The following is a 25536-nucleotide window of genomic DNA, read 5'->3' as shown; positions in this document are numbered from 1 at the left end:
GCCGGGTGCTGCGCGGGGTGCCTTCAACGCCCCGCCACACCCTGGTGCTGTTCCCGCCAGCGCTTCAGGTTCTGCTTCACCAGCTCCTGCGGCAGGTCGCTGGAGACGATGGCCTGCATCTTCGCCGCCAGGCGCTCGCGCAGCTGTAGCTGGTTGCACGGCGAGTCATGGGACATCGCCAGGTACAGCCCTTCGCTGGACACCGGCGGTTCGAGCACCTGCAACTTGTCGTCGACCTCCAGCACCCGTGCCAGGGCCATGCCCGGAAACTGCTCGAAGATCACGTAGTCGGTGCGTTTGTGCAGCAGTTTCTCGAATGCCTGCCGGGCACCAGGCACCGCCTCCAGGTTGAGGTTGGCCCGGGCGTATTCGTCGAAACGCTCGCCATGGCTGTTGTTGACCAGCACCCCGCCCTTCAGCCCGCGCAAATCATTCCAGTTCTTGTAAGAAAAGGCACCGTCGATGCGCACCCAGACCACGCTGGGGGTATGCAGGAACGGCGGTTCGATGAAGTCCACCTCGTTCTGCCGCGCCCGGGTGAGGAAATAGCCCGCCAGCAGATCGACCCGCCCGGTGCGCACCTCTTCCTGGGCGCGCCCCCAGGGCCCGGTGTACTTGACCTCCACCGTCAGCCCAAGGTCGTCGGCCACGCGCTTGAGCAGATCGACATTGGCGCCGATCAGCCGTTGCGGATCCTCTGGATCGCGCCACAGGTACGGTGGGTACTCGGGGTTGCCGGTGGCGCTCAGGTGCGTGCAGTCATCGACCGCCAGCGCAACACCGGGCAACACGGCCGCAGTGAACGACAGCAGCAGGAACCGGCAGAGGCGGCGCTCGATCATCGGTGACCCTCGTCTGGCTGGGTGGAAGGAGTGACGACTGACCGGTAGGCGGCCTGAACGGCGACAGGGTTCAGTCATTCTGGACCAGAAACCGACCGGCGCCAGCGCAGCCCGCCGACGCTGCCATTCGTCGGCGCATGATGCCATCACCGAGGCCTTTCGGCTGCGCCTGCGACTATTTTTCACCGCCATGCTGGCCATAATGGCCAGACCCTGTACGCTGTGCGCTGGCCACGAACGAGCGGTCGACACCACGCGGGGTGTCGGACGCGCGCAGGATGACTCGTCGGCTGTCATGCGATCTGGCCCTGATCGAGTCTCACGACCCGGACACCCGCACCATGCCCGTCGACCTGCAAGCGCTGTACCCCAAGCTCATCCACCTGATGCTCGATACCGTGTTCGTGGTCGACGCCGACGATCAGATCGTCTTCGTCAGCGATGCCTGCGAAGCGCTGCTGGGCTACCGCGCCGCCGAACTCACCGGCACCCCGATCACCCGCTACATGCACCCTGATGATCTGCCCGCCACCCGCGCCTCGATCATCCGGGTGATGACCGGCCAGCCGCACTTCGATTTTCGCAACCGTTACCTGCGCAAGGACGGCGGCATCGTCCATATTCTCTGGGCGGCGTTCTGGTCAGAGGAGGTCGGCGCGCGCATCGGCGTGGCACGCAACGTCACCGCCCTGACCCAGGCCGAGGAGGAACTGCGTTTTCTCGCCCACCACGACCCGCTGACCCGACTGGCCAACCGCGCGCTGTTCAACACCCGCCTGGACAGCGCATTGCAGGCGGCGCAGCGGCGCAACGGCAGGCTGGCGCTATTGTTCGTCGACATCGATGACTTCAAGGATATCAACGACACCCATGGGCACAGCGCCGGCGACCGCGTGCTGCGCCTGGTGGCCCAGCGCCTGGAACGCTGCGCTGGCGCGCAGGCTACGGTAGCGCGGGTGGGCGGCGACGAGTTCACCATCCTGCTCGACGACCTGCCATCGCACTGCACCGTATTCGACAAGGTCGCACAGATCGTTGCGGTGATGGCCGAACCGCTGGACGCCGAATTCGGTGGCCTCGCCATGCCGGCCTGCAGCATCGGCGTGGCCTGCTACCCCGCCGACGGGCGCGATGCCGATACCCTGCTCAGCCATGCCGACGCAGAAATGTACCGGATCAAGCGGCGCCGGTCGCAGGCGGGTTAGGGTCTGTATGAAAAGTCTTGAGACGAAGGTCAGGCAAGGCGAAAACAGCCGAGGAAGCGGAGTTTACGGGTTGTAAATGAGCATTCCGACCGGGCTGGCGTGCCAGGCTGTTTTCAACGCAGCATCACCGAGTATCAAGGCTTTTCGTACAGAGCCTAGCAAGATCACCCTGGTCTTAACGCTGGGTTAATGGTGGGGGCAACAGTATCTGGCGCCTGATGCCCACGCCGGAACCCTGACAATGAAACTCGGATTCAATGCCGCCGCTACCCTGCTCAGCCTGACCCTGGGCGCGCTCTCCCCCTTGTCGTTCGCCCAGACCACTCATGCCGACCACGCAACCTCCGCGCAGGCAAGTCAGGCCGACAAGTCCAGCGACGCGGCGGCGCCGAAACTGGTGCTCTCCACTCCACGCGCCGACTTTCTCGAACAGGGAGTCGTGTACCTGCCGTTTCGTGTCGAGAACATGACCATCCTGCCTGTCTACCCGGAAATCCATGGCGAAGCAGTCACACAGGTACAGCCGATGATCGGGCACCTGCATGTCATGGTCGATGACAATCAATGGGCCTGGGTGCATGCCTCGGCAGATCCGATCTACTTCTCGCCGCTGCCACCGGGCACCCACAAGCTGAAAGTCGAACTGGCTGATGCCAGCCACAAGGTACTGCAGACACAGACGCTGGAACTGGTCGTGCCTTGACCCCCGCTTCTCAAGACGTCGGCGCAGCCAGAAACGCCGACAGCGCCGCCCCCAGTGCCTCGAACACCAGCCTGATCCGCCGAACCCGGCGCAGGTCGCCATGCATCGCGACCCAGACCTCAATCGGGAACGCCACCTGCGGCAACACCCTCTGCAAACCATGGCGCCGGGCAAGTTGTTCGGCGCACACCCCTACCCCCACGCCTGCCCTGAGCGCGGCGAACTGGGCGAGATGATCGTCGCTGCGCAGGACCATGCGCTCGGGTGTGCAGACAACGCCGTGCTGCTCGAGCAACAGCATCTGCGCCAGGTTGCGATCAGGTCCGATCAACGGATAGCGCTCCAGCGCCGCCGGCGAATGCACAGCGCCCTGCTGCTGCAACAGCTCCGGCGTGGCGTACAGGCCGATGCGCAGGTCACCCACATGCCGGGCGACCACGGCGGCCTCGGTCGGCCTGCCAATGCGCACGGCCACATCGGCCTCCTGCCGCGCCAGGGCCTGCAGGCGATTGGAGATGCTCAGCTCCAGCCTGAGCTGCGGCTGCGCTGCGCGGATGTCCCGTAACATCGCCGGCAGCACCTCGACGCCCAGCAACTGCGTGCTGGTGACGCGCACCGTGCCCCCCGGCACCTGGGCCTGGGCAGAGGCGGCGCGGGCGAAGGCCTCGGCGGCCACCGCCATGGACTCGACATGGCCGATCAGGTCCTTCGCGGTTTCGGTGGGCATCAAGCCGGCCGGCGAGCGCACGAACAGGCTCATGCCGACGCTCTGCTCCAGCGCGTCGATGCGCCGGCGCGCGGTGGCCTGGGCGATGCCCAGCAGGCGCGCGGCGCCAGACAGACTGCCGGTGCGCAGCACGGCCAGGAACACCCGCTGGGTTTCCCATTGCAATTGGGGGAGGTTCATACATTTCCTATGAGCAGGCTGGCAGCTTTGATCAATTTCAATCAGGCCGATGCTCGCGCATGCTTCACTGATCGTCGCCGTTCGTCAAACGGCCTGCCATCCACATACGAGGTGAACTGCATGAAGACCCAGGGAAGCTGCCGCTGCGGCCAGGTGACATTCGAGGCGGACCAGCCAGCGGTGATGACCAGCGCCTGCCACTGCACAGGCTGCCAGAAGATGTCGGCCAGCGCGTTCTCGCTGACGGCGCTGTTCCCCGCCGAAGGCTTCAGGGTCACGCAGGGTGCGCCGGTACCGGGCGGGCTTCGAGGCGCCACCCGGCACTACTTCTGCCCGCACTGCCTGAGCTGGCTGTTCACCCGCCCGGCTGGCAACGACGCGTTCGTCGGGGTGCGCAGCAGCCTGCTGGAAAACCCGCAGCAGTACGCCCCGTACATGGAAACCTGGACGCGTGAGCAACTGCCCTGGGCGCGCACCGGTGCAACCGTCAGTTTCGAGGGTTTTCCAGCGCTGCAGGACTACCCGGCGTTGATGGCCGCGTTCGCCCAACGCTAGCGTCAATACCCGCAGCGGAACTGTTGGTACTGCAACAGCAGGGCAACACTTTGCCCGAATCACCACAGCGCCCCACCCTGATCCAGGCGCCAGGCCGCGCAAAACCAGGCCACGTACAGATGGCACGCTGCCTGCAACCGCTCGTGATCCCCTTCCCGACTGGATCACCCCATGCGTCTGCTTGCCCGAACCCTCAAGACCCTGTCCATCGCCAGCATTGCCCTGCTGGCCTGCAACCCTGGCGCACACGCCGAGAGCGCCCCCAGGGAAGTGCGACTGGACTACGCCTACTATTCACCCGTAAGCCTGGTGCTGAAGCACTTCGGCTGGCTGGAGAAAGCCCTGCCCGAGTCGAAGGTGACCTGGGTGTTCAGCCAGGGCAGCAACCGTTCGCTGGAATACCTCAACAGCGGCGGCGCCGACTTCGGCTCTTCGGCCAGCCTCTCGGCCGTGCTGGCGCGTGCCAACGGCAGCCCGATCAAGTCGGTGTATGTCTACAGCCGCGCCGAATGGACTGCGCTGGTGGTGGCCAAGGATTCAGCGCTGAAATCGCTCGACGACCTCAAGGGCAGGAAGATTGCCGCCACCAAGGGCACCGACCCCTACCTGTTCACCCTGCGCGCCCTGGAAAAGGCCGGGCTGAAAAAGGACGACGTCGAGTTGCTGCACCTGCAGCACCCCGATGGCCGCACGGCCCTGGAGAAAGGCGATGTCGACGCTTGGGCCGGTCTCGATCCGCACATGGCCGCCAGCGAACTGCAAGCCGGCTCGCGGCTGCTGTACCGCAACAAGGACTTCAACAGCTACGGCGTGGTCAGCGTCACCGAGGACTTCGCCAGGCAACATCCGCAGACCATTGCCACGGTGATCAAGGCCTACGAGCAGGCCCGCCATTGGGCGGTCGCGCACCCCGACGAATTCGCCCGCCTGCTGGCCGATGAATCCCGGCTGCCGCTGGATGTGGCCAAGCTGCAGTTGTCGCGTACCGATCTCTCGACGCCGCAGTTGAGTGAGCAGGACGTGGCAGCGTCGAAGGCCGCAGCGCCGATCCTGGTGTCCGAGGAACTGGTCAAGCGCGGGGTCGACGTCGACGCGGTGATCGACCAGCTGATCGACCCGTCCTTCGCCAAGGCCAGCATCGAGCGATGAGTCTGTTCAGCTCGACCGGCAGCGCAACGACGCCTGCGCAGGCCCCTGGCGCCTCGTCGTGGCCGCGCCGACTCAAGGGCCTGGCGCTGCCGCTGGCGATCATCCTGCTGCTCGAAGCCGTGGTGCGCCTGGGCTGGATCGCCGCCTACCAGATGCCGGCCCCCAGCGAAGTAGCGCAGACACTGGTGCAACTGGCCGACGGTGCTCTGTGGAAGCACATCGGCGCAAGCCTTTCGCGGGTGCTGGCCGGTTTCTCGATCGGCGCCGCACTGGGGCTGCTGTTCGCCGCCTGGGTGGGCCTGAGCCGCGAGGCCGAGGCCTGGCTGGAGCCGACCTTCGCCAGCCTGCGGGCGATCCCGAGCCTGGCCTGGGTCCCGCTGTTGCTGCTGTGGCTGGGCATCGGCGAAACCTCCAAGGTGACGCTGATCGCCATTGGCGCGTTCTTCCCGGTGTACCTCAACGGCGTGGCGGCGATCCGCAACATCGACCGCAAGCTGGTCGAGGTCGGGCGCATGTACGGTTTCGGTCGCCTGCGCCTGGCCCGCCGCATCCTCTTGCCAGCGGCGATCCCGGGGGTGTTCACCGGGCTGCGCAGCGCCCTGAGCCTGAGCTGGATGTTTCTCGTTGCCGCCGAGCTGATCGCCGCCACCCGCGGCCTCGGCTACCTGCTCAGCGACGGTCGGGAAACCTCGCGACCGGACCTGGTGCTGGCGGCGATCATCGTCCTGGCCCTGCTCGGCAAACTCAGCGACGGCCTGCTGGCCGGGCTGGAACAGCGCTGGCTGAACTGGCGCGACACCTTCGACGGCAGCGACCGGGGAGCCTGAACCATGAACCAACCCTTGCGCATCACCCCACCGTTCTCGGCGCCACTGCTCGACCTTCGCGTCGAGCGCAAGGCATTCGGCGACACCCAGGTACTCGGCGCCGTCGATCTGCAACTTCAACCCGGCGAGATCGTCAGCCTGCTTGGCCCCAGCGGCTGCGGCAAGAGCACCCTGCTGCGCCTGGTGGCACAACTGGACCGCGATTTCAGCGGCAGCCTGCTGCAACGGCCCGAGCAGGTCGGCTTCGTGTTCCAGGAGCCGCGGCTGATGCCCTGGCTGAGCGTGGCCGACAACATCGGTTTCAGTGAAGACCGGCGCTACGACCGGGCCCGGGTCAACGGCCTGATCGAGGAAGTCGGCCTGGGCGGCTTCGCCGAGGCGTTGCCCAAGGCCTTGTCCGGTGGCATGGCCCAGCGCGTGGCCATCGCCCGTGGCCTGTATGCGCAACCGCAACTGCTGTTGCTCGACGAACCGTTCAGCGCGGTGGATGCCTTCACCCGCTTCAAGCTGCAGGACTTGCTGCTGGACCTCGCCCGGCGTCACCGCATTGCCTTGCTGGTGGTCACCCACGATGTCGACGAGGCGCTGTACCTCAGCGACCGCGTGCTGGTGATCGGCAACCGCCCGGGCACGGTGTGCCGCACCCTGGAGGTGGGCCTGAACTACCCGCGCGAACGCCAGGACCCGCGCCTGGTCCGGCTGCGCGGCCAGGCCCTGGATGCCTTGCACGGTGCCCGGGTGATCTGAGCCGGGCGCTTTCATCGATAGTGACTATCGAGCACGACGATTTCTGCCCGGCGGCCGTGCTCGATAACCTTGATTCAACGACTCGCCAGACGAATCACCGAATCAGGAAGCCCTCCGATGAACACCACCGCCCGCCTGTTGCTCGCGGCCCTGGCCGCCCTTGGTATCGCCGCGCTTGCCGGCTGTGCCAGTCATCCGGAACAGCGCCCCTACAGCGCCGAAGAAAGCCGCCAGCTGCAACTCGAAGCCCTGCAGCGTCGTGGCCTGTCCCAGCAGGAGTACGAGCATCGCCGCGCCGCGATCCTGCGCGCCGACCAGGTGGAAGTGGCCACCGACGCCCTGCACCAGGCTCCCGCCATCAGCGGCTGACCGTCACCGTTCAGGCATCGCGGCTGCGCTGCAACCGCGCCTGCATACCCTCGCTGGCCCCCGGCCCCTGCACCAGCTCGCACTGCGTCCAGGGCACCACGCGGCCCGACTCGACCTCGACCATCATCGGCTGCAAGACCTTGCCCGTCCCCTGCTCCACCACCTGCACACTGACCGCCTCGGGAGCGAAATGCCGGTTGCCCCAGGCAATCAGTGCATAGAGCACGCCCTGCAGGTCGCGGCCGCGTGCAGTGGGCAGGTATTCGTGGCGCAGCGGCCGGGTGCTGTAGGCATGGCGCTCGAGCAGGCCGGCCTCCACCAGTGCGCCAAGCCTGCGGGTCAGCATGCTCGGCGCGATGTCCAGGCTGCGGGCGAACTCATCGAAACGCCGCAGGCCCTGCAGGGCGTCGCGCATGATCAGCAAGCTCCACCACTCCCCCACGTGTTCGAGGCTCAGGGCAATCGGGCATTCGGAATCGACAAGGGTCTTGCGTTGCATCGGGCAGGCTCGTCAGGGGTCGGTAAAATTTTTGCGCTGGATGTTACTTCTATAATGATAGTAACGTCTCCTCATGCAAATGGTAGCAAACCGCGAAAGGAGTGGGACGTTCATGAGCAAGCGTATCGTCGTTACCGGAATGGGCGCCGTCACCCCGCTGGGGTGTGGTGTGGAGCGCGTGTGGCAACGCCTGCTGGCAGGCCGTTCGGGGATCGCGCAGTTGCCCGAATCGCTGGTCGGCGACCTGGCCGTGCGCATCGGCGGCCAGGTGCCGGACCTGCAGCAGGACAGCGAGGGCGGCTTCGACCCGGACCGAGTGCTTTCCCCCAAAGAGCAGCGCAAGGTCGATCGCTTCATCCTGTTCGCCCTGGGTGCGGCGCAGGAGGCCCTGGCGCAAGCGGGCTGGCAGCCGCAGGACGGCGAACGGCAAGCACGCACCGCGACCATCATCGGCACCGGGGTCGGCGGTTTCCCGGCCATCGCCGACGCGGTGCGCACCACCGACAGCAAAGGCCCACGGCGCCTGTCGCCGTTCACCATCCCGTCGTTTCTCGGCAACCTGGCCGCCGGTCAGGTGTCCATCGCCCATCAGCTCAAAGGCCCGCTGGGTACGCCGGTCACTGCCTGCGCCGCAGGCGTCCAGGCGATTGGCGATGCCGCGCGGATGATCCTGGCCGGTGAAGTGGACGTAGCGCTGTGCGGCGGAGCCGAAGCAGCCATTCACCGCGTCAGCCTGGCCGGCTTCGCGGCTGCGCGCGCTTTGTCGAGCGATTTCGACGCGCACCCGCAACAGGCCTCGCGCCCGTTCGACAACGCCCGCGATGGCTTCGTCATGGGTGAAGGCGCCGGCCTGCTGGTGATCGAGTCGCTCGAGCATGCGTTGGCGCGCGGCGCCACACCGCTGGCCGAACTGGTCGGTTATGGCACCAGTGCCGACGCCTACCACATCACCTCGGGGCCGGAGGACGGCGACGGTGCGCGCCGGGCCATGACCCTGGCCCTGCGCCAGGCCAACATCAGCCCGGGGGACATCGGCCACCTCAATGCCCACGCCACCTCGACGCCGGTCGGTGACAGGGGCGAACTGGCAGCGATCAGGTCAGTGTTCGCCAACGGCCCGTCCCCGGCGATCAGCGCAACCAAATCGGCCACGGGCCACTTGCTCGGCGCCGCCGGTGGCATCGAGGCTATCTTCACCGTGCTGGCCCTGCGCGACCAGCTGGCACCGGCCACGCTCAACCTGACCGAGCCGGACCCTGCAGCGGCCGGGCTGGACATCGTCGCAGGCCAGCCGCGCCCCCTGGACACCGACTATGCACTGAGCAACGGCTTTGGCTTTGGCGGGGTGAACGCCAGTGTGATTTTCAAACGCTGGAGGGCTTGAGGGGCTGGTCGGCACCGGGCGCTTTCTTTAGGCTTGGGCCATCGCTCAAACACACAGGAAGCCTTGTCGATGTCGAGAAACGAGCGCTATGAAGCCGCGCTGCAGGCGCTGGGCTACACCTTCGATGGCCCGCTGAAGATCGGCGGCGACTATGTGCCGGTGCTGCGCCTGGGCGACCAGGTGTACATCAGCGGGCAGATCCCGCGGGTCAACGACACGGTGGTGCTTCCAGGGCGGGTGGGCGAGAACGTCAGCCTCGCCCAGGCCCAGGAGGCGGCCAAGGTCAGCATCCTGCGCTGCCTGAAGCTGCTCGGCGAAAGCCTGGGTTCGCTCGATGCCGTCAAGGGCATCGCGCGGATCAATGTGTTCGTGCAGTCGGCAGCGGACTTCACCCAGCAAAGCGAAGTGGCCAATGGGGCCTCGGCGATTCTGCACGAGGTGCTGGGCGAGGCTGGCAGGCATACCCGCACGTCGGTGGGGGTTTACCAGTTGCCGAAGAATGCAGCGGTGGAGATCGACCTGATCGCTGTGGTGCAGGGCTTGCCATGACAAGCCGTTTCAGTCGTGGAGGCTTTCCACGGCCTGCGCCGCGGTGGTCACCTGGCGAAAATGATGGGTCCACAGCTCGATTCCCAGCTTGCCCGAACGGTCCAGCGACGAACCGACGGTCAGGTCAGTGACCAGGGTCGGGTTGAGCCCGGCATCGAACAGGGCAAAACCTGCAGCCAGCACGCAGGTCTCGGTCTGCAGCCCGCACACCAGCACACGTTCCACGCCCAGGCGCTTGAGGTAGTCGATGGCCTCGGGCGTCTGTCCGTAGCCATGCTTGACGAACACCGCGTCCGCCTCGACCAGGCTCTCGTCCTCTGCTGCCGGGTGCCAGCCAAGCTGCTGCTGGAATGGTGTGACCTGCTCGTCATGCAGCTCGACCGAAGCAATCGCCGGGAGTTTCGCGGCCAGGGCGCGAATCCCGTCGATCAGCCACTCGGGCGGGCTGAAGGTGGACTGGACATCGACGATGAGCAAAGCCTGCCGCATGAAATTCTCCGAGGGACGACATGAAGGCGCGGAGTATACAGCGTCCAGACGTTGGGACTTGCGCAGGAACCACCGCCCGATTTGGTAACCATCCTTGTCGCCTCCGGCCTTGAGGGTCGGGTGCTGTTATCATGCAGCACATTTTTGTGACTGTTTAATGGCAAGGAAGGACGTTTTAGTGAAGAACATGCTTGGCCATCCCCGCGCACGGCTCGCCACCCTGGCAGTGCTGGTCGTGGTGATCCCGCTGGCCATCCGGACACTGCTGGGCTGGTCCGATCCGCAGGGGTACCTGTCGGACCTGGCGATCGGCAGCCTGCTGGTACTGCTGCTGCAGCGCCGTTCCTGGTGGCTGGCACTGCCGGTGCTGCTGGCATGGGGCGGGTTGCTGGTGGCCTCGGCCGAACTGGTCAGTGCGGTCGGGCGCCTGCCGAACAGCAGCGACCTGGGTTACCTGTTCGACCCGCAGTTCATGGAAAACTCCACCGGCGGCGCCCTCGCCCACCCCTGGCTGCCCTGGACCCTGGGCGCCGGTCTCGCAGCATGGCTGCTGGCGCGCTGGGTGCAGCGCGATCAGCCTGTCCCGGCACTGCCCCGCTCGGCCTGGGCCGCCCCGGCAGTGCTGCTGGCGGCGCACTGGGGCAGCGAGCACCTGCTGCCTTCGGACGCCGAGCAGTGGCGACAGTACAACCTGTCACACCAGTTGCTCTCGGCTGCCACCAGCGACCTGCAGCTCAGGGCCCAGGGCTGGCTCGGCCTCGAGCTGGCCGTCACGCCGCTGCCCAGCAACGGGCTGACCCAGACCGACCTGGACGGGCGCAAGCTGCTCGAGGCCCCTGGACAGGCACGCAACCTGCTGGTCATCACCCTCGAAGGCATTCCCGGCGCCTACGTACGCGCCAACCGCGAAGCGCTGCACAGCCGCTTCGAGGAAAACCTGATGCCCAACCTCAGCCGCTGGGCCGAGCGCGGCATGAACACCCCCGACTACGTCCTGCACACCCACCAGACCATCCGCGGCCTGTACGCCATGCTCTGCGGCGACTACGACAAGCTTGCCAACGGCACGCCCAAGGGTGTCGAACTGCTGACCCAGGACCTGCGCAACCAGGCCTGCCTGCGCAACTGCGCCAGGCCGGTTTCAGCACCCACTACCTGCAAGGCGCCGGCCTGCGCTTCATGGCCAAGGACCGGATCATGCCGCACATCGGCTTCGACTCGGTACACGGCCTGGAGTGGTTCCGTAACGACAACTACCTCGAGTTCCCCTGGGGCAAGGACGACAAGGCCTTCTTCGAGGGCGCGCTGGGCTATCTCGATACACTGCGCAAGCAGCGCCAGCCGTGGATGCTCACCCTGCTCACCGTAGGCACCCACCAGCCCTACTCCGCACCCGACGACTACCTGCAGCGCCACGACACCGCCAAGCAGGCGGCGGTCGCCTACCTCGACGACGCGCTGGGGCAGTTCCTCGATACGCTGGAACGCCAGGGCGTGCTCAAGGACACCCTGGTGGTCATCACTTCGGATGAATCCCACGGCATCGATGGCGTGCGCCTGGCCTCCTCCTGGGGCTTCAACCTCACCCTGGCGCCGGAACAGGCACAACTGCCGCGGATCAAGCAGGGCACCTATGGCCATGTCGACCTGGCCACCTCGCTGCTCGACTACTTCGCCCTGCCGATTCCCGCTGCGCTGGCGGGCCGTTCGCTGTACCGCGACTACGACAGCGGTCGGGAAATGATCTCTTTCACCAACGGCATGCTGCGCTATCACGATGGCCAGGGCACCTTCAGCGAATGCGACTTCCAGCAGCGCTGCCGCCGTTACGCAAGCCAGGGCTTCATTGCCGACCAGGCGCGCTTCCTCGGCCAAGGCGAGCCGCCTCTGGGGCGGCAGATCAGCGCACTGGCCAGTGTGCTGGACCAATCGTTGCTGCAAACGCCGCTGAACCTGCGCTACCAGTTCGGCGGGCCGTCGGCGATTCCCCTGCACAAGCGCATTCGCGACGACTGGGCCGACAACCTGATCGGCGCCCAGTACCTGGAAATGCCCGAAGGCTCGCACACGCGGGTAAGGGTCAAGGTGCGTTCGCTCGACCCTGCGCACCGGGCACACATCCAGCTCAAGGCCAAGCAGCAGGAACAGGACGTGCCGTTGGGGCTGCCCGAGGAAATCCTGGTCACGGCCGACCAGCCGATGGAGCTGGAATTCGGTTTCGACAACCCCATCGAGCGCAAGGCGTTTTCCTTCCATCTGCTCGGTTATGGTGGCGGTGAGGTCGAAGTCAGCGACTTCAGCGTGATCACCGCGCTGCCGGGCGAAGAGGACGTGATCGAGCAGATCCAGGACGACGGGCACATCGCGCAGTCGAGTTGACGCCAAGACCGGCCCGCCCCTGCGCGGTCAGCGGATCTGATGCTTGTGCAGCAAGCGGTAGAAGGTCGGCCGGGAAACCCCCAGTACCTTCGCCGCGATGCTCATGTTGTCGCTATGGCGGTTGAGCACATCGCACAGGGCCTGGCGCTCTGCCCGGTGCTTGTAGTCCTCCAGCGTACCCAATGGCGCCTCGCCCTCCTCCAGCACCTGCAAGCCGAGGTCCTGCGCCTCGATCTGCCGCCCCTCGGCCAGCACCAGCCCGCGACGCACACGGTTGGCCAGCTCGCGCACGTTGCCCGGCCAGTCGTGCCGACCCATGGCGGCCAGGGCGCTGTCGCTGAACGAGCGCGGCCGCCGGCCCGTTTCCAGGCTGTAGAAATGCGAGAAGTGGTTGGCCAGCATCGACAGGTCGCCGTGGCGGTCACGCAGGGGCGCGGTGACCACCTGCAGGACATTGAGGCGGTAATACAGGTCTTCACGAAACCGGCCACGTTCGATGGCCTGCTCCAGGTCCACGTGCGTAGCCGCCAGCACCCGCGCATCCACGGGAATCGGCTGACTGCCGCCGACCCGCTCGATGTGCTTCTCCTGCAGGAAGCGCAGCAGGTTGGCCTGTAGCTCCAAAGGCAGATCCCCGATCTCGTCGAGGAACAGCGTGCCGCCATGCGCCGCCTCGATACGCCCGACCTTGCGCTGGTGCGCGCCGGTGAAGGCGCCCTTTTCGTGGCCGAACAGCTCGGACTGGATCAGATGCTCGGGGATTGCGCCACAGTTGATGGCAATGAACGGCTTGTCGTGGCGCTGCGACTGGCGGTGCAGCGTACGCGCCACCAACTCCTTGCCGGTGCCACTCTCGCCGCGAATCAATACCGGCGACTCGGTTGGTGCCAGCTTGCCCAGCAGCTTGCGCAACTCGCGGACCGGCCGGCTTTCGCCAAGCAGCTCGTGCTCCGGCTCATCCACCCGCACCGTGCCCTTGCCGCGCAGGCGTGCCATACCGAACGCCCGGCCCAGTGTGACCTGTACCCGCGAGACGTCGAATGGCAGGGTGTGAAAGTCGAAGAACCACTCGCAGACGAAATCGCCGACATTCTGCATGCGCAGTTCCTCGGCACTCAGTACGGCGATCCATTCGGTGTTGCTGCGCTTGATCAGATCCTTGACGGCATCCTGGTGACGCAGGTGCGAGGCCTGCAAGCGCAGCAGGCCGACGTCGCAGGGATGCTCCAGTGCAGCGCCCAGGGTACAACTGCGCACATCCCAACCGGCACCCTTGAGGCCCGGCAGTAGACGGTGGCAATCGTCGCAGGGGTCGACAATCAGCAAACGGCGTTGGGATGCAGGATCAAGCATGACCTATCCTTGGCGCCAATTTTCAGTTTTTTAATTAGAAACAGTAAGTTGCGGCGCCCGAATTAACAGTAGCAACGAACCTGACGCTGCCCACTACCGTTTGTCTGCCAAATGCCGTTGCGCAAAGCTCAGCGGGAATCTTTGCATCGACCTGGCGTCACAGGCGGCAGGCATTACCGAGCCCCCGTTATATTTTAAAAAAAATGCCACTGCCGTGTGACTTCACCCACGATCCGGAGCATCAGTACAAATAACCCCGCGCTGCGCGCCTCACTCTTTCAAGCACCGCGGACACACATTTGCTGTTTGGGACTACAAGAGAGACCGAACCATGAATGCCCCGCTCCGTGTCAACGAAGCACTGCTGATCGCCGACCACGCCTTCGAACCTTTCCAGTGCGTTGCCTGGGATGCACCCAACGGTACTGGTGAGCTGAGCCTGGCAGTGATCGACCGGACCAGCACCCGCATCGGCAGCAAGCAGGTATCCTCGCGCATCTATTCGGACCCTGCTCAATGGGCGAGCCTGATCGAGGAAGTCCGCGCCGAACTCTTCGAAAAAGGTTACGACCTGCAACCCTGGTCGATGCCCAAGTAAATAACTTGCGCCGTGCACGTGCGTGTCTTGTCACGCACGTGTGCAACTTCCAGCGGCCTGTCTGGCAACTTTCTGTTGGTGCGCCTTATTGTCGCGCACTGCACTTTATTCAATGATCCTGAACTGCTCGACATGCTGGTAGTGCGCCTGCAGTTGCGCTGCAAGTTGCCGTGCCCGGCCCAGGCGCACGGGCGCCGTCTCGATGTCCACCACGGCACACTGGCACGGCATCGGCTGCAGCGTTTTCCAACGCTGCAGGCGACCGTCGGTCAACACCAGGCATCGTTGGACTTCGCGCGGATGCGCCCGGGCCCGGCGCAGCAACCACTGTCGCGCCTCCTCGAGCGCCGCGAACAACGGCGTACCGCCGCCGGCACCCAGTGCACGCAACCACGGCTGCAATGCCGCCGAAGCCTTGAGCCCGTGGCGCTGCCACTGCGGCGTGCTGCCGCTGGCGGTCAGCAGGGCCAGGCGGGCGCGCGAGCGGTACGCCTGGTCGAAGAAGGTCTCGAGCAGCCCCTTGGCCTGGGCCAGCGACTGGTGACGACGGGTCGACGCCGAGGCATCGACGATGACCAGCCAGAGCTCCGGCGCCTGGCCGTGGCGTTGCTGCCAGCACAGGTCTTCGATGCGGCGCGGCTGCCCCTTGAGCAAGGTGGGAACCCAGGCCACACGCCCGCGTACGGCGGCGCGAGCGCGCCCACGGCTGGCGCCTGTCAGTTTTCCGACACGGGGCCTGGCATCCGCCGCCGAGGTGTCCTGCGCGCGGATGCTCAGGGCTTTTTTGCCCAGTTCGGCACCTCGCGACGGGCGCCTGCCACCACTGCTTGCGCCGGTAAAGCGCCCCAGTCGCCTTGTGCATCCCGGCTTTGCGGCTGCTGGCCCGCTTCAGGGGCAGCGCTCTGGGCGGACGGCGGCTCGGTCTGACGACGACGGTGGCGCAGGGCGAACTCGGCCACTGCCTCGACATCCTCCTCGCCAATCGCTGCCGCGCCGCGCCAGGCAGCGTGCGCACGTGCCGCGCGCAGCCAGACCAGGTCGGCGCGCAGGCCATCGACCCCGGCAGCGAAACAACGCTCGGTGATCCAGGCCAGCGCCTGGTCGTCCAGGGCGATGCCGGGCAGGCGCTCACGCGCCTGCTGGCAACGTTCGCGCAGTTGCGCCTGGGCCGCTGCCCACTGCGCACAGAAGCCTTCCGGGTCGCTGTCGAACGCCAGGCGACGGCGGATGATGTGCTGGCGGTCCTGTGGCTCGGGAGCGCCTTCAAGCGCGATGTTCAGACCGAAACGGTCAAGCAGCTGCGGACGCAGCTCGCCCTCCTCCGGGTTCATGGTGCCGATCAGCACGAAGCGCGCCGCATGGCGGTGGGAAATGCCATCGCGCTCGATGCGGTTGGTGCCGCTGGCGGCCACGTCCAGCAGCAGGTCCACCAGGGGGTCGGGCAGCAGGTTGACTTCATCGACATAGAGCACGCCGCCGTCGGCCTGGGCAAGCACGCCCGGGGAGAAACGCGCCTGGCCCTGGCCGAGGGCGGCATCGAGGTCCAGCGTGCCGACCACTCGCTCCTCGGTCGCGCCCAGCGGCAGGGTCACGAAGGGGCCGGAACCGAGCAGGTCGGCCAGGCCACGAGCCAGGGTGCTCTTGGCCATGCCGCGCGGGCCTTCGATCAGCACGCCGCCGATCTTCGGATCGATGGCGGTCAGGCACAGGGCCAGCTTGAGGTCCTCGGCACCGACCACGGCGGCCAGGGGGAACTGCAGGGGTTCGCTCATTTCAGGCCTCTTCCTCGCCGTCGAGCAACTGCTGCTCGAGGGCCTCGCGGTACTCGCCCGGCGCCTGCCACAGACCGCGCTGCTGGGCTTCCAGCAGACGCTCGGTCAGATCGTGCAGGGCGTGGGGGTTGTGTTCACGCATGAATTCACGGGTCGCCGGGTCGAGCACGTAGGCGTCGGCCAGCGACTGGTAATGATGATCGTCGATCAGTTCGGTGGTGGCGTCGAAGGCGAACAGGTTGTCGACCGTCGCCGCCAGTTCGAAGGCACCTTTATAGCCGTGGCGCTTGACCCCGTCGATCCATTTCGGGTTCAGCGCGCGCGCACGGATGACCCGGTTCAGCTCTTCCTTGAGGGTGCGGATGCGCGGGCGGTCGACCTGGCTATGGTCGCCGTGGTAGCTGGCCACCGTGGCACCGGCCAGGGTCTCGGCGGCCGCGAGCATGCCGCCCTGGAACTGGTAATAGTCATTGGAGTCGAGCAGGTCGTGCTCGTGGTTGTCCTGGTTCTGCAGCACCGCCTGCACCTGCCCCAGGCGTTGGGCGAACTGCGCTCGCGCCGGGGTGCCTTCGTCGGCAGCACCGTAGGCATAGCCGCCATGGTTGAGGTAGACCTCGGCCAGGTCCGCACGTCCCTGCCACAGGCGCCCGTCGATGGCATTCTGCACCCCGGCGCCATAGGCCCCGGGCTTGGCGCCGAACACCCGCCAGCCAGCCTGACGCGCCGCCTGCTCGGCCGCCACGCCCTGGGCGAGCAACGCCTCACGCTCGGTGCGTACGCGCGTAGCGAGCGGGTTGAGGTCGGCCGGCTCGTCCAGCGCCGCCACGGCCTGCACCGCCGCGTCGAACAGGCGAATCAGGTTGCCGAAGGCATCGCGGAAGAAGCCCGACACGCGCAGGGTCACATCGACCCGCGGGCGGTCGAGCAGGCTCAGCGGCAGGATCTCGAAGTCGTCTACGCGCTGGCTACCGGTGGCCCACACCGGCCGCACGCCCATCAGAGCCATGGCCTGGGCGATGTCGTCGCCGCCCGTGCGCATAGTCGCCGTGCCCCACACCGACAGGCCAAGCTGGCGCAGGTGATCGCCGTGCTCCTGCAGGTGACGTTCGAGGATCAGGCTGGCCGAGGCGAAGCCCAGGCGCCACGCGGTGGTGGTGGGCAGGTTGCGCACGTCCACGGTATAGAAGTTGCGCCCGGTCGGCAGCACATCGAGGCGCCCGCGGCTCGGTGCACCGCTGGGACCGGCGGGCACGAAACGCCCGGCCAGGGCAGCGAGCAGGCCATCGATCTCGGCGCTGCCGCAGGCGTCGAGGTTCGGCGCGATGTCCTGCTCCAGAGCCTGCAGCACTGCGTGCACGCCTTGCCACTGCGGGGTATCCGGCGCGATCTGGCGCCCCTCGATCAACGCCAGGGCGAACATTTCGAGACGCTCGCGGGTATCGCCCTGGGTGCGCCATGATGCCGGGTCGAGCGCCTGCAACAGTTCGGGGCGAGGCCCCTCCCAGGGTTGGCCGAGGTCGCAGTCCAGCGGGTCGAACGCCAGCGCCATGGCCCGCGCCAGTGCGCGCAGCAGGCTGGCATTGCTGCCACGGCCGTCGCCACGGTCGACCCGCAGCAGCGCCAGCAGCGTGTCGCTGCGCAGGCGTCCCGCAGGCGATTGGCCGAAGACATGCAGGCCATCGCGGATCTGCGACTCTTTCAGGTCGCACAGGTAGGTGTCCAGGCGCGGCAGCCATACCGCGGCATCGTCCAGTTGGCCCTCGAGCTGCAGGTCGCGGTCGATATGGTTGGCCTTGACCAGCTCGAGGATGTCGCGCTGCAGCTCACGGGCGCGGCGCGGGTCGAGCAGTTGCGCTTCGTAGTATTCGTCGGCCAATTGCTCCAGATGGCGCAGCGGCCCGTAGGTTTCGGCGCGGGTCAGCGGCGGCATCAGGTGGTCGATGATCACCGCCTGGGTGCGGCGCTTGGCCTGGGCGCCCTCCCCCGGATCGTTGACGATGAACGGGTAGATGTTCGGCAGCGGCCCGAGCAGCGCATCAGGCCAGCACTCGGCCGACAGCCCGACGCCCTTGCCCGGCAGCCATTCGAGATTGCCGTGCTTGCCGACATGGATCAGCGCGTCGGCGGCAAAGCCGTTGCGCAGCCAGAAATGAAAGGCCAGGTAGGCATGGGGCGGGACCAGGTCCGGGTCGTGGTACACCGCGCTCGGGTCGACCTGGTAGCCGCGGGCCGGCTGGATGCCGACGAAGGTCAGCCCGTAACGCAGGCCGGCGACCATCATTCGTCCGCTGCGGAACATCGGGTCCTGCTCGGGCGCGCCCCAGCGTTCGAGCACTGCGCGCTGATTGGCCTCGGGCAGGCGCGCGAACGCAGCCTGGTAGTCGTCCAGGCTCAGGCTCTGGGCGCAGGGGCGCTGGTCGAGATGATCCAGGTCGTTGGTCACCCCGCCGAGCAACTCGTGGATCAGCGCCGTGCCTGTCGGTGGCAATTGCGCGACCGGATAGCCCTCGCCCTGCAGGGCATGCAGGATGTTCAGCGCAGCCCCCGGGGTGTCGAGCCCCACGCCATTGCCGATGCGCCCGTCGCGGGTCGGGTAGTTGGCCAGCACCAGCGCCACGCGCTTCTGGGCGTTGGGCAGGCGCGCCAGTTCGACCCAGCGCCGCGCCAGCTCGGCGACGAAATCCATGCGCTCGGGATGGGCCTTGTAGCAGACCACGTCGGACTGGCTGCGCTCGCTGCGCCAGGCCAGGTCCTTGAAACTGATCGGCCGGGTGATGATGCGTCCGTCCAGTTCCGGCAAGACGATGTGCATCGCCAGGTCACGGGCGCCGAGGCCCTGCTCGCTGGCCTCCCAGCCGGGCTGGTTGTCCTGGGCGCAGATCGCCTGCAGCACCGGCACGTCGCGGCGCAGCGGGCGCAGGTTGGGGCGCTCGGGGCTGGACAGGGCGAAGCCTGTGGTGTTGATCACCACCTCGGCGCCCACCTCGTCGAGCCAGGCTTCGACCTGCTCCAGGCAAGCGGCCTCCTTGAGGCTGGCGACTGCAATCGGCAGCGGGTTCAGCCCGGCCGCCTGCAGGCGCTGGCAGAACACGTCGATGAACGCGGTATTGGCCGCCTGCAGGTGCGAACGGTAGAACAGCAGCGGCGCCACCGGGTGCTCCGGGTGCCACTCGGGATACCAGTCCTCGAGCTGCGCAGCGGGCTTGCCGGGGTGGTAGACGCTGGTGCGCGGCAACGGCTGCGGTTCGTCCCAGGCATAGTCACGCCCCAGCCACTGGCTGGCCAGGCACTTGAACAGGTTGACGGCGTTGGCCTTGCCGCCCTGGCGCAGGAAATGCCAGAGCCGCTCGGCCTGCTCGGCCGGCACCGTGCCCAGTTGCGTCAGCTCGGGGTCGGGGCGGTCGTCGCCGGGCACCAGAATCAGCTGCACGCCGCGTGCAGCCAGCTCGACCAGTTGCTCGACGCCATAGCGCCAGTAGCCGACACCGCCGTGCAGCGACACCAGGATGACCTTGGCGTGGCGTAGCACCTCATCGATGTACAGGTCGACCGAGGCATGGTTCTGCACCTGCATGGGGTTGGCCAGGCGCAGGCTGGGGAAATCGTCCGGCAACTGCTCGGCGGTTTCGGCGAGCAGTGCCAGGTGGGAGTCGCCGCTGCAGAGGATCACCAGCTCGGCGGGTGTCTGGCCGAGGTCGGCAATGCTGTCGTCCGGCACGAAGCCGCCGGGCTGGGTCCGCAGCAGGTGCATCGGTCAGGCGCCCAAGGCCTGGCGCAGGCGCGCTTCCAGCTGGGTGGCATCGAGGTCCTGGCCGATCAGCACCAGACGGGTGATGCGCGGCTCGTCGCTGCGCCAGGCGCGGTCGAAGTGCTTGTCGAAACGGGTACCCACGCCCTGGATCAGCAGGCGCATCGGCTTGCCGGGGATTGCAGCGAAGCCCTTGGCACGCAGGATGCCGAACTCGGTGACCAACTGGGTCAGGGCGTCGAGCAGCAGACTTTCATCGGCTTCGGGCAGGTCGATGGAGATCGAATCGAAGGCGTCATGATCGTGGTCGTCATGGTCGTCGCCGTCGTGATGCGAATCGTGGTGGGTGCGGCGACCGTCGATGTGCACCTCGGATTCGGCGCCCACGCCCAGCAACACGTCCAGCGGCAGGCGGCCACTGCTGGCCTCGATCACCTTGACCGCCGGCGGCAGTTCTTCGGCCACTTCGGCGCGAACCTTGGCCAGGCCCTCGGCGTCGATCAGGTCCGCCTTGTTCAGCACCACCAGGTCGGCACTGGCCAACTGGTCGGCGAACAGCTCGTGCAATGGCGATTCGTGATCCAGGTTCGGGTCCAGCTTGCGCTGGGCGTCGACCTGGTCCGGATAGGCGGCGAAGGTGCCGGCGGCCACGGCCGGGCTGTCGACCACGGTGATCACCGCATCGACGGTGCAGGCGTTGCGGATTTCCGGCCACTGGAAGGCCTGTACCAGAGGTTTGGGCAGGGCCAGGCCGCTGGTTTCGATGAGGATGTGGTCGAGGTCGCCGCGACGGGCTACCAGCTCGCGCATCACCGGGAAGAACTCTTCCTGCACGGTGCAGCACAGGCAGCCGTTGGCCAGTTCGTAGACCCGGCCGTTGGCCTCTTCCTCGGTGCAACCGATGCTGCACTGCTTGAGGATTTCGCCGTCGATGCCCAGCTCGCCGAACTCGTTGACGATGACTGCGATGCGGCGGCCCTGGGCGTTGTCGAGCATGTGCCGGAGCAAGGTGGTCTTGCCCGAGCCGAGGAAGCCGGTGACGATGGTGACGGGAAGTTTGGCCAGTGTTTTCATGTGGCGATGCCCTTGGCAGCAGTGGTGCGGGCATGCGGGACGACAACCGCAGCCGGCCGGGCTCGTTCGCCACCGGATCACCCCGCCCGGTTGAAGGTCGAAAACGTTGCGAGGCAGGTCTCCTGGCTTGCACTGCACGATGTCGAGTCGTCAGGTCGGCGCCTTCCCGCGCGGGCGCGCAGTGGCAGTGTCGAACCTGTTCAGTGCCTACAGTTGCGGGGGCAGCCGCGGCTTGTACCGCGTTCCCGTCTTAGCTCCGGCCGGGCCGGAGAACCTCGAAGCGGCAAGGCTACGCAGTGGTGCGCAGGTGGTCAACCGTCTGACGCCGATCGGAGCGCGTCAGATGCCATCCCCGGCGAGCAGTTCGGTCAGCACCTGGGCCAGGGCCTTGACCATCGCATCGGCGCTGGGCCGGTGGACGATGACGATTTCATAGCTGTCCACCTCGGGCAAACCCTCGCTCGCACCCAGCACGCGGTGCTCGCCGGTGGCGGCACGCGGCGGCAGCAGGCTGACGCCCATGCCGTCGGCCACTGCCGCCTGGATGCCGGACAGGCTGGAGCTGGTGAAGCTGATGCGCCAGCGCCGGCCCATGCCCTCGATGGCGTGGATCATGTCTTCGCGATACAGGCCGCGCGGCGGGAAGGTCACCAGCGGCACCGGGTCCAGTTCGAAGGCCGGCATGCGCAGGCTGTCGATCCACTGCAGGCGCTCCGGCCAGCAGGACACACCTTCGCGGCTGTTACGCCGCTGCTTGAGCAGCACCAGGTCGAGTTCACCGTTGTCGTATGCCTGGCTCAGGTCGCGGCACAGGCCGCTGGTGACCTCCAGCTTGACCTGCGGGTGCAGGCGGCTGAAGGCCGACAGCGCGTTGGTGGTGCGTCCGCCGACGAAGTCCTCGGGCACGCCCAGGCGGACGGTGACGCCGACCATCGCCCCGGCCAGCGCCTCGAGCATCTGGTCGTTCAGCGCCAGCATGTGCCGGGCATAGCCAAGCAGGGTCTGGCCAGCGTCGGTCGGCAGCACGTCGCGGTTGCCGCGCACCAGCAAGCGATGGCCAACCATCTCTTCCAGGCGGCGTACCTTCTGGCTGATGGTCGACTGGGTCGAATGCAGGCGCGCCGCGGCCGTGGTGAAACTGCCGCAGTCGGCGACCACGACGATGGCGCGCAGCAGGTCGAGGTCGAACAGGGCCCTATTCGGTTTTACGCTGATGGACATGAGGGTATTGGATTTTCAAATGGCAAAGCTGATTTCTAGCATGCCCCTTGGCGACGGGCAACGCCTGGCCATTGGTAAACGCGCTAGCGGCTTGCAGCGCATGGGCTGGCACCAGGCAGCGCCTGACAAGACGCTCAGCGCGTCGATACGGAAACGATACCGGTGTGTTCGGTGATCGAGGTAAATACCTGCCGCATCATGGGTGTCAGGTTTTCAAGATCGACCGGTTGAAGTGTCTCGGGCGGCAAGTAGGTTTTCACATACAAGGCCTCGATGATGTGTCGCTGTTTCCGGTTGTGATCCAACTCAATATCGGAAAACGGCACGATGCCCACAGGCTTGAAACCTGCCCGTTCCATGAGCTGCTGCATGACGCGGTTCTTCAGGGTGACGTGGGTATAGTTCATCGCCAGTTGCAATTTCTCCGCCAAGGCCTCCATCACCCACAGCGCAAACATCGACGCACCTGATCCGCGATGTTCCGGCGCGCTGACGGCAAACCGGCTGTACATGGTCCTGGAAACAGGATTCATCTGGAAAAACAGCGCAGCAACGAGCTGATCCTGGTGCTTGCCCGCATAAACAATCGTGAGCTTGCCATCATCTTCGACAAAGGAAACTTCTTCATCATAGAACCCAGGTGTGATGTAGGACTTGCCTGAACCCACACGGATATCGGGATACCAATCCCGTATCAGTTCACACAGCTGGGTCACGTCTTCACGCACCAATGCACGAAACGTGTATCCCGGCGGAGTTACATTATCAGGCCCAAGTGTTTCCAATGCTGGCCATCGGAAAGGAGTGGGAGGGTTCATTCAATACGTCTCCATAGGGCTAGTGAGGGACACCTGCTTGCAGGTCATCGACATAGCGTTCGGCTTGCCGGTGGTGATGCACCGCAGGCTCAGGCGATGCTTGCCTGTCGATATCCTTGCCGCATCGGTTTCAGGAGCGGTGTCAGGCACAACATGAATACCTGCACCGCAAACAGCATTTCGTAGGCCGATCCGTAGCCGCCGGTGTAGTCGCGCAGGGCGCCGAACGCGAGAGGGCCGAGGGCTGCAGTCAGGTAGCCGATGAACAGCGTGAATACGGTCCAGGCGCCGGCCTGCTCGCTGGAGCCGGTGTTATCCAACGGCAGGGTCATGGCCAGGGTGAAGCCCATGCCCATTCCAACCGCCACCAGCACCACGTCGACGATCGGTGTCAGGGTCGGCAGGAACGCCAGACCGGCCATGCCTGCCATCGTCAACGTGTTCGACAGCGCCAGCAGGCTGCGGCGGTCTTCAGCCCGACCGGGCAGCAAGCCGGTGCCGAGGGTGGCGACGCAGAACACCGAGGTGAACAGGCCCAGCACAACGCCCGGCGCCAGTGCCGTCACGCCGATGTCCGCTGCCGAGGGTGCCAGCCAGGCGAACAGGGCATAGCAAGTGAACTGACCGGCACCGAAGTTGATCGCCACCGCCCATGCCTGCGCCTGGCGCCATGGCAACCTTGCACGCTGGGCAGTCGACGATGCGGGCTGGCCCGTGGATGCAAAACGCCTGGCCATCCACATCCAGCTCAGCACAGCGGTCAGGCACAGGATCGCCCATGTACCAGCGCCGACCCGCCAGCTTTGGGTCCATTGCACCAAGGGTGCCGTGAGTACGGCCGCGAGGGTCGCGCCCAGGCTCAGGCCGGCGGCAAACAGGCCCATGAACAGCGCCGCACGCTGGGGAAAGTGTGTCTTGACCCAACCGCCAATCAGCGCACCGGCGATGGCGGTTCCGACGCCGACCAGCAAGGTGCTGCCCAGCAGTGACCAGGGATCCTGCGACAGCGCACGCATCAACGTGGCCACGCCGAGCAGCAGCAGTGCGGCAACGACGCAGCGGTCGATACCGAAGCGTCGGGCAAGAATTGGCGCAAGCAATGCCAGCACGCCCATGCACACATCGGGGATGGAGGTCAGCAACGCCGCCTGGGTGAAACTCAAGTGAAAGTGCTGTTGAATCAGCAGTAGAATCGGGCCGATGGAGACAATGCCAGGACGCAGCGCGACGGACAGCACCAACAGGCCGATCATGGCCTGCAGGCCCTGGCGGTGGTCGGGGAAAGCCACGGTATGGCTCATAAGGACGCCTTCGATCAGGGAGCGAAAAGAGAGCGTCATGCTAATAGGCATCAAAAGTGACAAATGCCAGATTTTGTCGAGAAAGTGACAAACAGGCTTGACGACGCGCGTGGTTCAGGGCGACATGGAGTGCCTGTCCATGCGATGTCCTGCCGATGAGAAAAAGCCCGCTTGCCCCCGCCCCCGTCGCCGAGAAACCTCGCAGCGTCGACTACCTGGACTACCGCAACGTGCAGCGGCCGATGATGGTGCTGGTCCGCGACCAACAGACTGGCGAATACAACCCACCGCACACACACCGCCATGGTCAGCTGCTGTATGCCGTCAGTGGTGTGATGCGCGCCGAGACACCTCAGGGGCTGTGGGTGCTGCCGCCACGGTGCGCGTTGTGGGTGCCACCGGGGATGGTCCACGATCAGGTGATGCTGGGCCCGGTACAGATGCGCTCGGTGTACATCGAACCGCTGGTAGGCGCGCGCATAGGGGAAAGTTGCCGGGTGCTGGAGGTCTCTGCACTGCTGCGCGAGCTGATTCTGGCGCTGGCCGGGCAGCCCATCGAGTATGTGCAGGACGGCCGCAATTGGCACATCGTGGCCTTGATTCTCAGCGAGCTGGAAGCGTCTCGCACGCTGCCGCTGGAAATTCCATGGCCGGCGGATCGACGCCTGCTGACCGTCTGCCGTGAAATTCTGGACGCCCCTGAACATCCGCGGTCCATTGAGTTCTGGGCGGACCGGGTTGGGGCGAGTCCGCGCACGCTGATTCGCCTGTTCATCAAGGAAACCGGGCTGACTTTTCGCAATTGGGTGCAGCAAGTGCGCCTGGTGTCAGCCATCAACCGCCTTGAACAAGGCCAGGCGATCGGCGTCATCGCCCGCGACCTGGGCTACACCAGCCAGAGCGCATTCAGTGCGATGTTCCGGCGAGTGATGGGGCAGTCGCCGCGCGAATTTCTGCTGCATGAAGCGGCCAACTGCACCTCATCCAGATAATTCGTTTCAGTTACCTGCAAACTTTTCCTAGGATGGAGGTTCACCACCCGGAGCC

The 25536-nt window shown here is 66.0% G+C and carries 23 protein-coding genes, 1 pseudogene and 1 riboswitch; of the genes and pseudogenes, 12 read left to right on the top strand and 12 right to left on the bottom strand.

From position 1 onward, the window contains the following. Positions 1-23 precede the first annotated feature (23 nt). A complete protein-coding gene (locus tag AC1TXO_RS11230; RefSeq protein WP_486406375.1) occupies positions 24-842 on the bottom strand; it encodes a substrate-binding periplasmic protein in 819 nt (272 codons plus the stop codon). Between the two features lie 341 nt (positions 843-1183). Between AC1TXO_RS11230 and AC1TXO_RS11225 the strand changes: the two genes are divergently transcribed. Continuing rightward, a complete protein-coding gene (locus AC1TXO_RS11225; protein WP_486406828.1) occupies positions 1184-2047 on the top strand; it encodes a diguanylate cyclase domain-containing protein in 864 nt (287 codons plus the stop codon). Between the two features lie 241 nt (positions 2048-2288). Next, complete coding sequence (locus tag AC1TXO_RS11220) at positions 2289-2750, top strand: DUF6130 family protein (protein WP_486406374.1); 462 nt, start codon at positions 2289-2291, stop codon at positions 2748-2750. A 10-nt stretch (positions 2751-2760) separates the two neighbouring features. Here AC1TXO_RS11220 and AC1TXO_RS11215 read toward each other — a convergent pair whose 3' ends face one another. Continuing rightward, on the bottom strand, positions 2761-3657 hold the full coding sequence (locus AC1TXO_RS11215) for a LysR family transcriptional regulator (RefSeq protein ID WP_486406373.1): 897 nt from the start codon (positions 3655-3657) through the stop codon (positions 2761-2763). A 120-nt stretch (positions 3658-3777) separates the two neighbouring features. On the opposite strand from AC1TXO_RS11215, the gene AC1TXO_RS11210 reads away from it, so the two are divergent. The 5 genes from AC1TXO_RS11210 (at position 3778) to AC1TXO_RS11190 (ending at position 7304) form a co-directional block, all read left to right on the top strand. Further along, positions 3778-4212: a GFA family protein gene (locus tag AC1TXO_RS11210; protein WP_486406372.1), complete on the top strand. Its 435-nt coding sequence runs from the start codon at positions 3778-3780 to the stop codon at positions 4210-4212. Between the two features lie 171 nt (positions 4213-4383). Beyond that, on the top strand, positions 4384-5361 hold the full coding sequence (locus tag AC1TXO_RS11205) for an aliphatic sulfonate ABC transporter substrate-binding protein (protein WP_486406371.1): 978 nt from the start codon (positions 4384-4386) through the stop codon (positions 5359-5361). After that, positions 5358-6188, top strand: coding sequence for an ABC transporter permease (locus AC1TXO_RS11200; protein ID WP_486406370.1), 831 nt, complete (start codon positions 5358-5360; stop codon positions 6186-6188). The genes AC1TXO_RS11205 and AC1TXO_RS11200 overlap by 4 nt, the downstream gene beginning before the upstream one ends. Positions 6189-6191: 3 nt before the next feature. Further along, complete coding sequence (locus AC1TXO_RS11195; RefSeq protein WP_486406369.1) at positions 6192-6935, top strand: ABC transporter ATP-binding protein; 744 nt, start codon at positions 6192-6194, stop codon at positions 6933-6935. A 117-nt stretch (positions 6936-7052) separates the two neighbouring features. Beyond that, a complete protein-coding gene (locus tag AC1TXO_RS11190) occupies positions 7053-7304 on the top strand; it encodes a hypothetical protein (protein ID WP_486406368.1) in 252 nt (83 codons plus the stop codon). 10 nt (positions 7305-7314) lie between these two features. On the opposite strand, the gene AC1TXO_RS11185 is transcribed toward AC1TXO_RS11190, so the two are convergent. After that, positions 7315-7803, bottom strand: coding sequence for a winged helix-turn-helix transcriptional regulator (locus tag AC1TXO_RS11185; protein ID WP_486406367.1), 489 nt, complete (start codon positions 7801-7803; stop codon positions 7315-7317). A gap of 112 nt (positions 7804-7915) precedes the next feature. On the opposite strand from AC1TXO_RS11185, the gene fabF reads away from it, so the two are divergent. Then, positions 7916-9187 (top strand): beta-ketoacyl-ACP synthase II, encoded by a 1272-nt coding sequence (gene fabF, locus AC1TXO_RS11180; protein WP_486406366.1) that lies wholly within the window; start codon positions 7916-7918, stop codon positions 9185-9187. Between the two features lie 69 nt (positions 9188-9256). Continuing rightward, positions 9257-9736 carry a RidA family protein gene (locus tag AC1TXO_RS11175; RefSeq protein ID WP_486406365.1) on the top strand — a complete coding sequence of 160 codons (480 nt, stop codon included), beginning with the start codon at positions 9257-9259 and terminating at the stop codon, positions 9734-9736. A 9-nt stretch (positions 9737-9745) separates the two neighbouring features. On the opposite strand, the gene AC1TXO_RS11170 is transcribed toward AC1TXO_RS11175, so the two are convergent. After that, positions 9746-10225: an isochorismatase family protein gene (locus AC1TXO_RS11170; RefSeq protein WP_486406364.1), complete on the bottom strand. Its 480-nt coding sequence runs from the start codon at positions 10223-10225 to the stop codon at positions 9746-9748. A gap of 178 nt (positions 10226-10403) precedes the next feature. Between AC1TXO_RS11170 and AC1TXO_RS11165 the strand changes: the two are divergent. Continuing rightward, positions 10404-12604 (top strand): annotated as a pseudogene (locus AC1TXO_RS11165) (LTA synthase family protein). Between the two features lie 27 nt (positions 12605-12631). Here AC1TXO_RS11165 and AC1TXO_RS11160 read toward each other — a convergent pair. Then, on the bottom strand, positions 12632-13957 hold the full coding sequence (locus AC1TXO_RS11160) for a sigma-54 dependent transcriptional regulator (protein ID WP_486406363.1): 1326 nt from the start codon (positions 13955-13957) through the stop codon (positions 12632-12634). A gap of 331 nt (positions 13958-14288) precedes the next feature. Between AC1TXO_RS11160 and AC1TXO_RS11155 the strand changes: the two genes are divergently transcribed. Then, entirely contained in the window at positions 14289-14555 is a 267-nt protein-coding gene (locus AC1TXO_RS11155) for a hypothetical protein (protein WP_486406362.1), read from the top strand. Between the two features lie 105 nt (positions 14556-14660). On the opposite strand, the gene AC1TXO_RS11150 is transcribed toward AC1TXO_RS11155, so the two are convergent. The 7 genes from AC1TXO_RS11150 to AC1TXO_RS11120 all read right to left on the bottom strand — a co-directional run bounded on the left by AC1TXO_RS11150 (position 14661) and on the right by AC1TXO_RS11120 (position 24489). Continuing rightward, positions 14661-15227, bottom strand: coding sequence for a vWA domain-containing protein (locus tag AC1TXO_RS11150; protein WP_486406361.1), 567 nt, complete (start codon positions 15225-15227; stop codon positions 14661-14663). Between the two features lie 101 nt (positions 15228-15328). Next, entirely contained in the window at positions 15329-16327 is a 999-nt protein-coding gene (locus tag AC1TXO_RS11145; protein WP_486406360.1) for a magnesium chelatase ATPase subunit I, read from the bottom strand. 1 nt (position 16328) lies between these two features. Beyond that, positions 16329-20078, bottom strand: a complete 3750-nt coding sequence (gene cobN, locus AC1TXO_RS11140; RefSeq protein ID WP_486406359.1) for a cobaltochelatase subunit CobN — start codon at positions 20076-20078, stop codon at positions 16329-16331. A gap of 3 nt (positions 20079-20081) precedes the next feature. Further along, a complete protein-coding gene (gene cobW / locus AC1TXO_RS11135) occupies positions 20082-21149 on the bottom strand; it encodes a cobalamin biosynthesis protein CobW (RefSeq protein WP_486406358.1) in 1068 nt (355 codons plus the stop codon). A gap of 95 nt (positions 21150-21244) precedes the next feature. After that, positions 21245-21442, bottom strand: a riboswitch (cobalamin riboswitch). Positions 21443-21488: 46 nt separating this feature from the next. Continuing rightward, positions 21489-22370 carry a LysR substrate-binding domain-containing protein gene (locus AC1TXO_RS11130; RefSeq protein WP_486406357.1) on the bottom strand — a complete coding sequence of 294 codons (882 nt, stop codon included), beginning with the start codon at positions 22368-22370 and terminating at the stop codon, positions 21489-21491. A gap of 134 nt (positions 22371-22504) precedes the next feature. Further along, positions 22505-23188: a GNAT family N-acetyltransferase gene (locus AC1TXO_RS11125; protein WP_486406356.1), complete on the bottom strand. Its 684-nt coding sequence runs from the start codon at positions 23186-23188 to the stop codon at positions 22505-22507. A gap of 89 nt (positions 23189-23277) precedes the next feature. Beyond that, positions 23278-24489, bottom strand: a complete 1212-nt coding sequence (locus AC1TXO_RS11120; RefSeq protein ID WP_486406355.1) for an MFS transporter — start codon at positions 24487-24489, stop codon at positions 23278-23280. A 155-nt stretch (positions 24490-24644) separates the two neighbouring features. On the opposite strand from AC1TXO_RS11120, the gene AC1TXO_RS11115 reads away from it, so the two are divergent. After that, positions 24645-25481, top strand: a complete 837-nt coding sequence (locus AC1TXO_RS11115; RefSeq protein WP_486406354.1) for an AraC family transcriptional regulator — start codon at positions 24645-24647, stop codon at positions 25479-25481. The last annotated feature ends 55 nt before the right edge of the window (positions 25482-25536 follow it).

This window comes from Pseudomonas sp. FA117 (assembly GCF_057370475.1).
This window is presented reverse-complemented; position numbering and strand designations above follow the sequence as displayed.

Excerpts from the sequence above, each read along its gene's own strand:
- AC1TXO_RS11170 (WP_486406364.1), bottom strand. The coding sequence starts at position 10,225 with ATGCGGCAGGCTTTGCTCATCGTCGATGTCCAGTCCACCTTCAGCCCG.
- AC1TXO_RS11175 (WP_486406365.1), top strand. The coding sequence starts at position 9,257 with ATGTCGAGAAACGAGCGCTATGAAGCCGCGCTGCAGGCGCTGGGCTAC.
- AC1TXO_RS11230 (WP_486406375.1), bottom strand. The coding sequence starts at position 842 with ATGATCGAGCGCCGCCTCTGCCGGTTCCTGCTGCTGTCGTTCACTGCG.
- AC1TXO_RS11155 (WP_486406362.1), top strand. The coding sequence starts at position 14,289 with ATGAATGCCCCGCTCCGTGTCAACGAAGCACTGCTGATCGCCGACCAC.
- AC1TXO_RS11185 (WP_486406367.1), bottom strand. The coding sequence starts at position 7,803 with ATGCAACGCAAGACCCTTGTCGATTCCGAATGCCCGATTGCCCTGAGC.
- AC1TXO_RS11215 (WP_486406373.1), bottom strand. The coding sequence starts at position 3,657 with ATGAACCTCCCCCAATTGCAATGGGAAACCCAGCGGGTGTTCCTGGCC.
- AC1TXO_RS11125 (WP_486406356.1), bottom strand. The coding sequence starts at position 23,188 with ATGAACCCTCCCACTCCTTTCCGATGGCCAGCATTGGAAACACTTGGG.
- AC1TXO_RS11210 (WP_486406372.1), top strand. The coding sequence starts at position 3,778 with ATGAAGACCCAGGGAAGCTGCCGCTGCGGCCAGGTGACATTCGAGGCG.
- cobN (WP_486406359.1), bottom strand. The coding sequence starts at position 20,078 with ATGCACCTGCTGCGGACCCAGCCCGGCGGCTTCGTGCCGGACGACAGC.
- AC1TXO_RS11130 (WP_486406357.1), bottom strand. The coding sequence starts at position 22,370 with ATGTCCATCAGCGTAAAACCGAATAGGGCCCTGTTCGACCTCGACCTG.
- AC1TXO_RS11225 (WP_486406828.1), top strand. The coding sequence starts at position 1,184 with ATGCCCGTCGACCTGCAAGCGCTGTACCCCAAGCTCATCCACCTGATG.
- AC1TXO_RS11195 (WP_486406369.1), top strand. The coding sequence starts at position 6,192 with ATGAACCAACCCTTGCGCATCACCCCACCGTTCTCGGCGCCACTGCTC.
- AC1TXO_RS11205 (WP_486406371.1), top strand. The coding sequence starts at position 4,384 with ATGCGTCTGCTTGCCCGAACCCTCAAGACCCTGTCCATCGCCAGCATT.
- AC1TXO_RS11115 (WP_486406354.1), top strand. The coding sequence starts at position 24,645 with ATGAGAAAAAGCCCGCTTGCCCCCGCCCCCGTCGCCGAGAAACCTCGC.
- AC1TXO_RS11120 (WP_486406355.1), bottom strand. The coding sequence starts at position 24,489 with ATGAGCCATACCGTGGCTTTCCCCGACCACCGCCAGGGCCTGCAGGCC.
- AC1TXO_RS11160 (WP_486406363.1), bottom strand. The coding sequence starts at position 13,957 with ATGCTTGATCCTGCATCCCAACGCCGTTTGCTGATTGTCGACCCCTGC.
- cobW (WP_486406358.1), bottom strand. The coding sequence starts at position 21,149 with ATGAAAACACTGGCCAAACTTCCCGTCACCATCGTCACCGGCTTCCTC.
- AC1TXO_RS11200 (WP_486406370.1), top strand. The coding sequence starts at position 5,358 with ATGAGTCTGTTCAGCTCGACCGGCAGCGCAACGACGCCTGCGCAGGCC.
- AC1TXO_RS11145 (WP_486406360.1), bottom strand. The coding sequence starts at position 16,327 with ATGAGCGAACCCCTGCAGTTCCCCCTGGCCGCCGTGGTCGGTGCCGAG.
- fabF (WP_486406366.1), top strand. The coding sequence starts at position 7,916 with ATGAGCAAGCGTATCGTCGTTACCGGAATGGGCGCCGTCACCCCGCTG.
- AC1TXO_RS11190 (WP_486406368.1), top strand. The coding sequence starts at position 7,053 with ATGAACACCACCGCCCGCCTGTTGCTCGCGGCCCTGGCCGCCCTTGGT.
- AC1TXO_RS11220 (WP_486406374.1), top strand. The coding sequence starts at position 2,289 with ATGAAACTCGGATTCAATGCCGCCGCTACCCTGCTCAGCCTGACCCTG.